General features: G+C 69.6%; 7 protein-coding genes and 4 pseudogenes. All 11 read left to right on the top strand.

The annotated features are described in order from the left end of the window. Positions 1-26: 26 nt before the first annotated feature. The 11 genes and pseudogenes from leuC (at position 27) to accD (ending at position 12155) form a co-directional block, all read left to right on the top strand. Positions 27-1449 (top strand): annotated as a pseudogene (gene leuC, locus ACHMXE_RS34555) (3-isopropylmalate dehydratase large subunit). Positions 1450-1463: 14 nt separating this feature from the next. Beyond that, complete coding sequence (gene leuD, locus ACHMXE_RS34560) at positions 1464-2120, top strand: 3-isopropylmalate dehydratase small subunit (protein ID WP_093348732.1); 657 nt, start codon at positions 1464-1466, stop codon at positions 2118-2120. Positions 2121-2154: 34 nt separating this feature from the next. Further along, a pseudogene (gene leuB, locus ACHMXE_RS34565) lies at positions 2155-3254 on the top strand (3-isopropylmalate dehydrogenase). A gap of 93 nt (positions 3255-3347) precedes the next feature. Then, positions 3348-4489 (top strand): annotated as a pseudogene (asd, locus tag ACHMXE_RS34570) (aspartate-semialdehyde dehydrogenase). Positions 4490-4750: 261 nt separating this feature from the next. Continuing rightward, complete coding sequence (locus tag ACHMXE_RS34575) at positions 4751-7303, top strand: FimV family protein (RefSeq protein ID WP_395348467.1); 2553 nt, start codon at positions 4751-4753, stop codon at positions 7301-7303. Further along, a complete protein-coding gene (locus tag ACHMXE_RS34580) occupies positions 7227-7463 on the top strand; it encodes a FimV/HubP family polar landmark protein (protein WP_395348468.1) in 237 nt (78 codons plus the stop codon). The genes ACHMXE_RS34575 and ACHMXE_RS34580 overlap by 77 nt, the downstream gene beginning before the upstream one ends. Before the next feature lie 32 nt (positions 7464-7495). Further along, on the top strand, positions 7496-8308 hold the full coding sequence (gene truA, locus ACHMXE_RS34585) for a tRNA pseudouridine(38-40) synthase TruA (RefSeq protein ID WP_209541289.1): 813 nt from the start codon (positions 7496-7498) through the stop codon (positions 8306-8308). Beyond that, positions 8305-9006, top strand: a complete 702-nt coding sequence (locus ACHMXE_RS34590) for a phosphoribosylanthranilate isomerase (RefSeq protein ID WP_057592269.1) — start codon at positions 8305-8307, stop codon at positions 9004-9006. The genes truA and ACHMXE_RS34590 overlap by 4 nt, the downstream gene beginning before the upstream one ends. Before the next feature lie 48 nt (positions 9007-9054). Then, positions 9055-10334: pseudogene (trpB, locus tag ACHMXE_RS34595) on the top strand (tryptophan synthase subunit beta). Next, positions 10334-11179 carry a tryptophan synthase subunit alpha gene (gene trpA, locus ACHMXE_RS34600; protein WP_057592271.1) on the top strand — a complete coding sequence of 282 codons (846 nt, stop codon included), beginning with the start codon at positions 10334-10336 and terminating at the stop codon, positions 11177-11179. Before trpB ends, trpA begins: the two are co-directional and overlap by 1 nt. Before the next feature lie 103 nt (positions 11180-11282). Continuing rightward, entirely contained in the window at positions 11283-12155 is an 873-nt protein-coding gene (gene accD, locus ACHMXE_RS34605) for an acetyl-CoA carboxylase, carboxyltransferase subunit beta (protein ID WP_057592272.1), read from the top strand. The last annotated feature ends 51 nt before the right edge of the window (positions 12156-12206 follow it).

A 12206-nucleotide genomic window follows, 5' to 3' on the forward strand; every position in this document is an offset into this window, starting at 1 on the left:
TTCCCCACGAAAGAGAAGAGACCGACATGGCACGCACGCTCTACGACAAGATCTGGGACGAACACGTCGTCCACACCGAGGAAGACGGCACCGCGATCCTCTACATCGACCGCCACCTGGTGCACGAAGTCACCAGCCCGCAGGCCTTCGAAGGGCTGCGCGAAGCCGGCCGCAAGCTGTGGCGCATCAGCTCGGTGGTGGCCACGGCCGACCACAACACGCCGACCACCGGCTGGGAGCGCGGCTACGAAGGCATCGCCGACCCGACCAGCAAGGAGCAGGTCACCACGCTCGACCACAACATCGCCGAGTTCGGCGCCGCCGCGTTCTTCCCGTTCCTGAGCAAGCGCCAGGGCATCGTGCACGTGATCGGCCCCGAGACCGGCGCCACGCTGCCGGGCATGACGGTGGTCTGCGGCGACTCGCACACCTCCACGCACGGCGCCTTCGGCGCGCTCGGCGCACGGCATCGGCACCAGCGAGGTCGAGCACGTGATGGCCACGCAGACGCTGCTGGGCAAGAAGGCGAAGAACATGCTCGTGAAGGTCGAGGGCAAGCTGCCCCTGGGCTGCACGGCCAAGGACATCGTGCTGGCCATCATCGGCAAGATCGGCACCGCCGGCGGCACCGGCTACACGATCGAGTTCGCCGGCTCGGCCATTCGCGACCTCAGCATGGAAGGCCGCATGACGGTGTGCAACATGGCGATCGAGGCCGGCGCGCGCGCGGGCCTGGTGGCGGTCGACGAGAAGACCGTCGCCTACATCAAGGGCCGCCCGCTGGCGCCCACCGGCGTCGAATGGGACCAGGCCGCGGCCTACTGGCGCACGCTGCAGTCCGACCCCGGCGCGAAGTTCGACACCGTGGTCGAGCTCGACGCGACCCAGGTCAAGCCGCAGGTCACCTGGGGCACCTCGCCGAGATGGTGGTGGCGATCGACGGCCGCGTGCCCGATCCCGACAAGGAAAAGGACAGCAGCAAGCGCGGCGCCATCGAGCGCGCACTGGTCTACATGGGCCTGGAGCCGAACAAGCAGATGAACGACATCTTCATCGACAAGGTGTTCATCGGCTCGTGCACCAACAGTCGCATCGAGGACATGCGCGAGGCCGCGGCCGTGGTGAAGAAGCTGGGCCAGAAGGTCGCGAAGAACGTGAAGCTGGCACTCGTGGTGCCCGGCTCGGGCGTGGTGAAGGAACAGGCCGAGCGCGAAGGACTCGACCAGATCTTCAAGGCCGCGGGCTTCGAATGGCGCGAGCCCGGCTGCTCGATGTGTTCTGGCGATGAACGCCGACCGCCTCGAGCCCGGCGAGCGCTGCGCCTCGACCAGCAACCGCAACTTCGAAGGCCGCCAGGGCGCGGGCGGCCGCACCCACCTCGTGAGCCCGGCCATGGCCGCCGCGGCCGCCGTGCACGGCCATTTCGTCGACGTGCGCACCTTCGCCTGACCAGGAGACACCCCATGCAGAAATTCACCGTGCACAAGGGCCTCGTTGCCCCGATGGACCGCGAGAACGTCGACACCGACGCGATCATTCCGAAGCAGTTCCTCAAGTCGATCAAGCGCACCGGCTTCGGCGTGAACCTGTTCGACGAATGGCGCTACCTCGATCCGGGCGAGCCCGGCCAGGACCCGGCCAGCCGCAAGCCGAACCCCGACTTCGTGCTGAACCAGCCGCGCTACGCGGGCGCCTCGGTGCTGCTGGCGCGCAAGAACTTCGGCTGCGGCTCGTCGCGCGAACACGCGCCGTGGGCGCTCGACCAGTACGGCTTCCGCGCCATCATCGCGCCGAGCTATGCCGACATCTTCTTCAACAACAGCTTCAAGAACGGCCTGCTGCCGATCGTGCTGTCCGAGACGCAGGTGGCCCAGCTGTTCGACGAGACCTTCGCCTTCCCGGGCTATTCGCTGACCATCGACCTCGAGCGCCAGGTGGTGGTGAAGCCCGACGGCCAGGAGTTCGCCTTCGACGTGCAGGCCTTCCGCAAGTACTGCCTGATCAACGGCCTGGACGACATCGGCCTCACGCTGCGCCACAAGGACAAGATCAAGGCCTTCGAGGCCGAGCGGCTGGCGCAGAAGCCCTGGCTCGCGCACACGATGCTCGCCAACGCCTGAGCGTTCCCGTTTCACTTCCTTCGACAACCACCCAATGAAAATCGCAGTTCTCCCTGGTGACGGCATCGGCACCGAAATCGTGGCGGAAGCCGTCAAGGTGCTCCAGGTGCTCGACCTGAAGTTCGAGCTGGAGACCGCCCTGGTCGGCGGCGCCGCCTACGAGGCCCATGGCCACCCGCTGCCCGATTCGACGCTCAAGCTCGCCAAGGAGGCCGACGCGGTGCTGTTCGGCGCGGTGGGCGACTGGAAGTACGACAAGCTCGACCGGCCGCTGCGCCCCGAGCAGGCCATCCTGGGCCTGCGCAAGAACCTCGGCCTGTTCGCCAACTTCCGCCCGGCCATCTGCTACGAGCAGCTGGTGGACGCCTCGAGCCTCAAGCCCGAGCTGATCGCGGGCCTGGACATCCTCATCATCCGCGAGCTGACCGGCGACATCTACTTCGGCCAGCCGCGCGGCCGCCGCACCGCGGCCGACGGCCATTTCCCGGGCGCCGAGGAAGCCTTCGACACGATGCGCTACTCGCGCCCCGAGATCGAGCGCATCGCGCGCGTGGCCTTCGAGGCCGCCCGCAAGCGCAGCAAGCGCGTGACCAGCGTCGACAAGGCCAACGTGCTCGAGACCTTCCAGTTCTGGAAGGACGTGGTGACCGAGGTCGGCAAGGACTATCCGGACGTCGAGCTCGACCACATGTACGTCGACAACGCCGCCATGCAGCTCGTGAAGGCGCCCAAGAAGTTCGACGTGGTGGTCACCGGCAACATGTTCGGCGACATCCTCTCGGACGAGGCCGCGATGCTCACCGGCTCGATCGGCATGCTGCCCTCGGCCTCGCTCAATGCCAGCAACCAGGGCCTGTACGAGCCCAGCCACGGCAGCGCGCCCGACATTGCGGGCAAAGGGGTTGCCAATCCCCTCGCTACAATACTGTCCGCTGCCATGATGCTCCGTTTCTCCCTCAACCAAGCCGAAGCTGCCGACCGGATCGAGTCGGCGGTCAGCATGTGCTGGCCTCCGGCCTGCGCACGGGGGACATCTGGTCGGAGGGCACCCGCAAGGTCGGCACCATCGAGATGGGCGACGCCGTGGTGGCGGCACTCTCGGCCTCGATCACCAAAAAGACGATTACCGGCTAACCGCAGCCCGCTTCGTCACGCCCACCCGGCTCCTGACGAGTCGGGCGCAAAGAGAAACCAGCGACTTTCTTTTTTCTTAAAGGGCACACTCAAATGGCGAACGCATCTCAACCTCTGGTCGGCCTCGTGGGCTGGCGCGGCATGGTCGGCTCGGTCCTGATGGACCGCATGCAGGCCGAAAACGACTTCGGCCTCATCGAGCCGGTCTTCTTCTCGACCTCCAACGCCGGCGGCAAGGCCCCGGCGATGGCCAAGAACGAAACCGCCCTCAAGGACGCGCACGACATCGAGGCCCTGAAGAAGTGCGACATCGTCATCACCTGCCAGGGTGGCGACTACACGACCGAGGTGTTCCCCAAGCTGCGCGCCGCCGGCTGGAACGGCCACTGGATCGACGCCGCTTCCACGCTGCGCATGAAGGACGACGCGGTCATCGTGCTCGACCCGGTCAACCTGCCCGTGATCCAGAACGCGCTCACCAACGGCGGCAAGAACTGGATCGGCGGCAACTGCACCGTGAGCTGCATGCTGATGGGCGTGGGCGCGCTCTACAAGGCCGGCCTGGTCGAGTGGATGACCAGCATGACCTACCAGGCCGCCTCGGGCGGCGGCGCGCAGCACATGCGCGAGCTGCTGACGCAGTTCGGCACGCTCAACGCCGAGGTCCGCTCGCTGCTCGACGACCCCAAGTCCGCCATCCTCGAGATCGACCGCAAGGTGCTGCACAAGCAGCAGAACCTGAGCGCAGCCGAGACCGCCAACTTCGGCGCGCCGCTGGGCGGCTCGCTGATCCCCTGGATCGACAAGGACCTGGGCGACGGCATGTCGAAGGAAGAGTGGAAGGGCGGCGCCGAGACCAACAAGATCCTCGGCCAGGGCGCGGGCTTCGGCACCGCGGCCGTGCCGGTCGACGGCTTCTGCGTACGCATCGGCGCCATGCGCTGCCACAGCCAGGCGCTGACCTTCAAGCTCAAGAAGGACGTGCCCGTGGCCGACATCGAAGCCATGATCGCCGCCGACAACGCCTGGGTGAAGGTGGTGCCGAACACCCGCGAAGCCACCCTGCAGGACCTGACGCCCGTGGCCGTGACCGGCACCATGGGCATCCCGGTCGGCCGCATCCGCAAGCTGGCGATGGGCCCGGAGTACGTCGGCGCCTTCACCATCGGCGACCAGCTCCTCTGGGCGCCGCCGAACCGCTGCGCCGCATGCTGCGCATCCTGCTGGAAGCCTGATGGGGGGAGTTCGCGCCCGTTGCCTACCCCCTTGTTGCCGAAAGGCGACAGAAGATGTGATCGTAAGTATGCGCGCACTGGGTAGAACGGGCGCATTGCCTTGTCAGTAGGGGGTGATGATGCTAACGTCCTCTTACAATTTCTGGGCCTGAGCCGCCCCCTATCAGCATGACAAGACATCTGTTGCCCGCGGCCCGCCCATCGGCCGCTCGCCCCTCCCTTCCCCTGAACGGCGTCCGTCTGTCCGTCCTGAGTGCGGCGGTGGCCGTGGCGATGGGTCTGGCCAGCACCGATGCCAGCGCGCTGGCGCTGGGTCCGCTCAAGGTGCAGTCGGCGCTGGGCGAGCCACTGCGGGCAGAGATCGACGTCACCGAGATCACGGCGGCCGAGGCCGAAAGCCTCAAGATCAACGTGGCGACCGCCGAAGCCTTCAAGACGGCCGGCGTGCCCTACAACCCGGCACTGAGCGACGTGCGTGCCACGCTGCAGCGCCGCGCCGGCGGCCAGTACGTGGTGCGCCTCAACGGCAATCGTCCGCTCAACGATCCCTTCATCGACCTGCTGCTCGAGGCCAACGGCAGCACCGGCCGCATCGTGCGCGACTACACCGTGCTGCTCGATCCGCCGGCCGCGCGTCCCGCGGCCGATGCCGGCACGCCGATCGCCCCCGTGTCGCCGCGCGTCGCGGCGCCCGTCGAACGCTCCGCCCCGGTCGTCGCGCGCACGCGCCGCGCACCGGCCACCGCGCCTGCCCCCGTCACCGCTGCTCCGGCGCCGTCCGCGGCCACCTCCGCGGCACCTGCGTCGCCCACCGCCCCCGCCGCGTCCTCGCCCCGCCCCGCGGGCAGCGGCGAACAGATCACGGTGCAGCGCGGCGACACCGCCGGCAAGATCGCGGCGGCCAACAAGCCGGCCGACATCTCGCTCGACCAGATGCTGGTCGCGCTGCTGATGGCCAACCCCGATGCCTTCATCGGCGGCAACGTCAACCGCATCCGGGCCGGCGCCGTGCTCGACCTGCCGAGCGCCGCCGAAGCCGGCGCCGTGCCGGCCGCGGAAGCCCGCCGCACGGTCACGGCCCAGAGCCGCGACTTCGGCGCCTACCGCCAGCGGCTGGCCGAGAACGCCCCGACCTCGAACGTGGCCGCCGCCAGCCGCCGCGCCGGCGGCCGGGTACAGGCCAATGTCGAGGACCGCAACGCCACGGCCACCGCGCCCGACAAGCTCACCATCTCGCAAGGCGGCGCCTCCGCGCGCGCCGCCGAGGAAAAGGTCGCGCAGACCCGCCAGGCGCAGGATCGCAGCAACCGCGTCGCCGAACTGTCGAAGAACATCGAGGAGCTCAACAAGCTCAAGGCCGCAGGCGGCGCGACCGCCGCGGCGCCGTCGGCAGCGCCCACGGCCGCACCGGCTGCCACTCCCGCTGCCCCCGCCGCGACGCCTGGCATTCCGGTGCCGGTCGCCGGCCCGGCCGCCACCGTGGCGCCCGCGGCTCCGAGCCCCGCACCCGCCGCAGCACCCGCGCCGGCACCCGCCGCGGCAGCCACGCCGCCGGTCACGCCGGCACCGGCCGCAACGGCGCCCGCCGCCGAAGCCGCGCCAGCCACTGCGCCAGCCCCAGCCGCCGCGGCCGCCACCCCCGCCGAAGGCGCTGCAGCCACCGGTGCTCCCACCCCGAGCCCCGCCGCCAGCGCCGCGGCGACCGCGCCCAAGCCCGCCCCCAGGAAGGTCGTGGCACCGCCACCTCCGCCGCCCGAGCGCAGCTTCCTCGACGAACTGCTCGACAACCCGCTGATGCTGGGCGGCATCGCGCTGATCGCGCTGCTGATCGGCTTCCTGCTCTACCGCGTGCTGGGCCGCCGGCGCGAGGAAATGAGCGAGAGCGTGTTCCTCGAGAGCCGCATTCCCAAGGACTCCTTCTTCGGCGCCAGCGGTGGCGAATCGGTCGACACCAAGAACCGCGGCGACTCCACCGTCTCGTCGCTGTCGTACTCGCCGAGTCAGCTCGACGCCGGCGACGTCGACCCGGTGGCCGAGGCCGACGTCTACCTGGCCTATGGCCGCGACCTGCAGGCCGAGGAAATCCTGCGCGAAGCGCTGCGCGTGAACCCCCGACCGCACCGCGATCCACCTGAAGCTGCTCGAGATCCACGCCAAGCGCCGCGACCTGCGCGCCTACGAGGGCCTGGCCACCGAGGTGCACAAGCTGACCGGTGGCAACGGCGCCGACTGGACCCGCGTGGTCGACATGGGCAAGGAACTCGATCCGGGCAACCCGCTGTACGAATCCGGCACGCCGCGCAGCGCCACGCCCGCCGAGAGCGCCGCCCTGGCCACCGCGCTGGCGGCCGCATCGGCACGCCCGCCGGCCGCCGCCAAGCCCGCGCCCGCCCCGGCCCCGGTGTCGGCCGCTCCGGCTTTCGTGCCCTCGGTGGCACCGCTGGATTTCGACCTGGACCTGAGCCAGCCGCCCGCGCCGCCGCCGCTCGCACCGGTCGGCGCCAGCCTGCCGAAGTCGGCCTACGCGCCCGCCCCGGCCGCGCAACCGACGACACCGCCGTCGGCCAGCCTCGGCGCGCAACCGACGGTCGATCTCGAGAACGATTTCGACACCGCCCCCGGCGCGCTGCAGCTCGACACCCTGCCCGGCTCGCTCAACGACGCCGACAACGCCCGCCCGGCCGTGCTGCGCGGCGGTGCCGGCCTGCCCGCCGACTCGGGCTTCATCGAGTTCGACATGAGCGCCCTGGCCGGCCTGCCGGCCCGCGCGGGCAACGGCGCCGACCATGCCGCGCCGTCGGCCTCGGCCGATGAAGACGACGAGAGCCCGCATGCCGTCAAGCTGTCGCTGGCGCGCGAGCTGCAGGCCATCGGCGACGTCGAAGGCGCGCGCTCGCTGGTCGAGGAAGTCGAAGCCGAAAGCGCCGGCGAACTCAAGTCGCAGGCGCGGCAACTGCTCGCCGAGCTGCGCTGAGCGCGCGGCGCCGGCCTCCTGCATCTGGTTTCGTGAGGCTGGCGCTCGGCATCCGCTACAACGGCCAGGCCTACGAGGGCTGGCAGAGCCAGTCCTCGGGCCGCACGGTGCAGGACAAGCTCGAGAAGGCCCTGTCCCAGTTCGCCGCGCAGCGCATCTCCACGCTCTGCGCCGGCCGCACCGACACCGGCGTGCATGCGCTGATGCAGGTGATCCACTTCGACACCGAGGTGCAGCGCGAACCCTTCTCCTGGATGCGCGGCACCAACCGCTACCTGCCCGACGACATCGCGGTGCAGTGGGCGCACCCGGTGCCGGCCGAATTCCACTGCCGCGCCAGCGCCCTCGCGCGGCGCTACGTCTACGTGCTCTCGCAATCGCCGGTGCGTCCCAGCCTCGATGCGGGCCGGGTCGGCTGGTCGATGAACCTGCTCGATGGCGACGCGATGCGCGCCGCGGCCGCGCTGCTGATCGGCGAACACGATTTCAGCTCGTTCCGCGCCTCGGCCTGCCAGGCGCGCTCGCCGGTCAAGAACCTGCGGCGCATCGAGATCACGCGCCACGGCGAGGGCGAGCGCTGCCGCTGGCACTTCGAGTTCGAGGCCGATGCCTTCCTGCACCACATGATCCGCAACCTCATGGGCTGCCTGGTGCGCGTGGGCCGGGGCGCCGAGTCGCCCGCGTGGATCAGCGAGGTGCTCGCGGCACGCAGCCGCGACGCGGCGGCACCGACCTTCTCGCCCGACGGGCTGTACTTCCTCGGCCCGTTGTACGACGCCAAGTGGGGTCTGCCGGCCGAGGCCACCTTCCAGGCCGACCGCGCGGCCTATGATGGCCCGCCATGAGCCCTCTCCCGCCGCGCACCCGCATCAAGATCTGCGGCCTCACGCGCGAAGCCGACCTCGATGCCGCCGTGGAAGCCGGTGCCGATGCCGTCGGCTTCGTGCTCTACCCGAAGAGCCCGCGCGCCATCGCGCCCGAACGCGCGGCCGTGCTGGCCGCGCGCCTGCCGCCCTTCGTCACGCCGGTGCTGCTGTTCGTCGATGCGCAACCCGCCGAGGCCATCGCCGCGCTGGCCCGGGTGCCGGGCGCCATCGCCCAGTTCCATGGCGATGAAACGCCCGCCGACTGCCTCGCGGCGAGCGGAAACGGCCGCTTCCGCTTCATGCGCGCGGCCCGCATTCCCCTCGGCGAGGCCGGCGCCCGCTTCGACCTCGTAAAATACGCATCCGATTTCTCAAACGCCCAGGCCATCCTGCTCGACGCCCATGTCGACGGTTATGGCGGTGGCGGCAAGGCATTCGATTGGTCACTTCTTCCACCCGCCGTCGACGCTCACCTCGTCTTGAGTGGTGGACTCACACCTGCAAACGTGGGCGATGGCATTCGCACGCTGCGGACACGCTGCAAGACGCTGTCCGTTGATGTGAGCTCGGGCGTCGAGATCGACGGTCCCGGGAACAAGGGCCTGAAGGACGCCGGCAAGATCCGGCAATTCGTCGCCGCCGTGAGAGCGGCCGACGCCTCGTCCTTCTCCAGTTAGCCGCCGCACCCGGTTGTCGACCGGGCCGCGGCCCAACGATCGAGAACCATGCAAAGCACCTACCAGCAACCCGACGCCACCGGCCATTTCGGCAACTACGGCGGCACCTTTCGCGAGCGAGACGCTCACCCACGCGATCAACGAGCTGCGCGACGCGTACGCGAAGTACAAGGAAGACCCGGCCTTCCTGGCCGAATTCCACTACGAGCTCAAGCACTTCGTCGGCCGGCCCTCGCCGATCTACCACGCCGCGCGCACCAGCCGCGAGATGGGGCGGCGCGCAGATCTACCTCAAGCGCGAGGACCTCAACCACACCGGCGCCCACAAGATCAACAACGTGATCGGCCAGGCGATGCTCGCGCGCCGCATGGGCAAGCCGCGCGTGATCGCCGAGACCGGCGCCGGCCAGCACGGCGTGGCCACGGCCACCATCTGCGCGCGCTACGGCCTCGAATGCGTGGTCTACATGGGCAGCCAGGACGTGAAGCGCCAGAGCCCCAACGTCTACCGCATGAACCTGCTGGGCGCCACGGTGGTGCCGGTGGAATCGGGCAGCAAGACGCTGAAGGACGCGCTCAACGAGGCGATGCGCGACTGGGTCACGAACGTGGAGAACACCTTCTACATCATCGGCACCGTGGCCGGCCCGCACCCCTACCCGATGATGGTGCGCGACTTCCAGAGCGTGATCGGCACCGAGTGCATCGAGCAGATGCCCGCGATGCTGGCGGCCGACGGCATCACGGGCGAGGCCGAGGGCAGGCAGCCCGATGCGGTGGTCGCCTGCGTGGGCGGCGGCAGCAATGCGATCGGCATCTTCCATCCCTACATCCCGTTCGCGGGCACGCGGCTGATCGGCGTCGAGGCCGCGGGCGAAGGCCTGGACAGCGGCAAGCACGCCGCCTCGATCCTGCGCGGCAGCCCGGGCGTGCTGCACGGCAACCGCACCTACCTGCTGCAGAACGAGGACGGCCAGATCACCGAGACGCACAGCGTCAGCGCCGGCCTCGACTACCCCGGCGTGGGCCCCGAGCATGCGCACCTGGCCGACATCGGCCGCGCCGAGTACGTGGGCGTCACCGACACCGAAGCCCTCGAGGCCTTCCACTACCTGTGCCGCACGGAGGGCATCATTCCCGCGCTCGAATCCAGCCACGCCGTGGCCCATGCACTGAAGCTCGCGAAGACCATGCGCCCCGACCAGTCGATCCTGGTCAACCTCTCGGGCCGCGGCGACAAGGACATCGGCACCGTCGCCGACCTCGCGGGTGTCGACTTCTACGACCGGCCGTCGATGCGCGGCCTGAGCGTGAAGGGAGGCAAGTGATCAGCCGCATCGCAGCCACCTTCGAAGCGCTGAAGAAGGACGGGCGCCGCGCGCTCATCCCCTACGTCACCGCCGGCTTCCCCTATGCCGACATCACGCCCGAGCTCATGCACGGCATGGTCGCGGCCGGTGCCGACGTGATCGAGCTCGGCGTGCCCTTCTCCGACCCGATGGCCGACGGCCCGGTGATCCAGCAGGCCGGCGAAGCCGCGCTCGCGCTGGGCATCGGCATGAAGCAGGTGCTGGCGATGGTCGCGGCCTTCCGCGCGAAGGACACGAGCACGCCGGTGGTGCTGATGGGCTATGCCAACCCGGTCGAGCGCTACGACCTCGTGCACGGCAAGCACGCCTTCATCCGCGATGCGGCCGCGGCCGGCGTCGACGGCCTGCTGGTGGTCGACTATCCGCCCGAGGAGTGCGAGCAGTTCGCCGCCGATCTGCGCGAAGCGGGCATCGACCTGATCTTCCTGCTGGCGCCGACCAGCACGGACGAGCGCATGGCGCAGGTCGCGCGCATCGCGAGCGGCTACGTGTACTACGTGTCGCTCAAGGGCGTGACCGGCGCCGGCCACCTCGACACCGAGGCGGTCGGCCGCATGCTCCCGCGCATCCGCCAGCACGTGGGCATCCCGGTCGGCGTGGGCTTCGGCATCCGCGACGCGAGCACCGCGCAGGCGGTCGGCTCGGCGGCCGACGCGGTCGTGATCGGCACCAAGATCATCCAGTTGATCGACGGCCAGCCGCGCGAGAAGGTGGTGCCCGCGGTGCATGAATTCCTCGCCGGCATCCGCGAGGCGCTCGATGCCTTGCCGGCGGCTACCGCGAAGAATGCGGCTGGCCGATAATCGCCGCTGCCCTCGTCAGGCCCCTTTCGTCATGCGAAAAGCACGAAAGGGGCACTGACGGCCCCGAAGGCTCTCCCGCCTTCGCGCGAACCTAGGAATGCCCATGAGCTGGCTTGAAAAACTGCTACCCGCCAAGATCGCCCAGACCGACCCCGCCGAGCGCCGCCAGGTGCCCGAGGGCCTGTGGATCAAGTGCCCGGCCTGCGAGACGGTGCTCTACAAGACCGACCTCGAGCACAACCAGAACGTCTGCCCGAGCTGCAGCCACCACCACCGCATCGGCGCGCGTCCGCGCCTCGACGCGTTTCTCGATGCCGAGGGCCGCTACGAGATCGGCCAGGAAGTGCTGCCGGTCGACGCGCTCAAGTTCAAGGACAGCCGCAAGTACCCCGAGCGCCTCAAGGAAGCGCTGGAGAACACCGGCGAGACCGACGCGCTGGTCGTCATGGGCGGCTCGGTCCACAGCATCAGCGTGGTGGTCGCCTGCTTCGAGTTCGAATTCATGGGCGGCAGCATGGGCAGCGTGGTCGGCGAGCGCTTCGTGCGCGGCGTCGAGACCGCGATCGAGCAGAAGGTGCCGTTCATCTGCTTCACCGCCACCGGCGGCGCGCGCATGCAGGAAGGCCTGCTGTCGCTGATGCAGATGGCCAAGACCAATGCCGCGCTCACGCGCCTCGCGAAGAAGGGCCTGCCCTACATCAGCGTGCTGACCGACCCGACCATGGGTGGCGTGTCGGCTGGCTTCGCCTTCATGGGCGACGTGGTGATCGCCGAGCCCAAGGCGCTGATCGGCTTCGCCGGCCCGCGCGTGATCGAATCGACCGTGCGCGTGACCCTGCCCGAAGGCTTCCAGCGCGCCGAGTTCCTGCAGACCAAGGGCGCGATCGACTTCATCAGCGACCGCCGCGAACTGCGCAAGACCATCGCCAGCACGCTCGCGATGCTGCTGCGCCAACCGGCGGATGCGGTGAGCTGAAGTCCCGGCTTCCCGAAAGACGAAGCGCCCGGAACCTCGCGGTTCCAGGCG

This window comes from Variovorax sp. UC122_21 (assembly GCF_044056785.1).
Taxonomy (GTDB): Bacteria; Pseudomonadota; Gammaproteobacteria; order Burkholderiales; family Burkholderiaceae_C; genus Variovorax.